Raw genomic sequence first — 241 nt, 5'->3', positions numbered from 1 at the left:
CTACAAATACTGAACCGCTAAGGTTCGGCACAGAGTGAGAGATGCAGATGGAACAAGGGCAGACACAGCAAGGTAATTCTGAGGCAGGACAAGCGGATAGTGGGCAGATGATGCGCGGCGCCGATGCCGTGATCAAGGTGCTAGTCGACCATGGGGTGACGAATATTTTTGGTTATCCCGGCGGCGCCATCATGCCGATTTATGATGCGCTTTACGGTGCGCCAGTGGAACACCTTCTGAG

General features: G+C 53.9%; 1 protein-coding gene. It reads left to right on the top strand.

Translation table 11 applies throughout. The annotated features are described in order from the left end of the window. Positions 1-107: 107 nt before the first annotated feature. Positions 108-241, top strand: a 134-nt coding sequence (locus tag MTCD1_RS20125; RefSeq protein ID WP_143760226.1) for a thiamine pyrophosphate-binding protein, incomplete at its 3' end; no start/stop codon positions are given.

Origin of the sequence: Colwellia marinimaniae (genome assembly GCF_002207865.1) — a bacterium.
GTDB classification, from domain to species: Bacteria; Pseudomonadota; Gammaproteobacteria; order Enterobacterales; family Alteromonadaceae; genus Colwellia; species Colwellia marinimaniae.
This window is presented reverse-complemented; position numbering and strand designations above follow the sequence as displayed.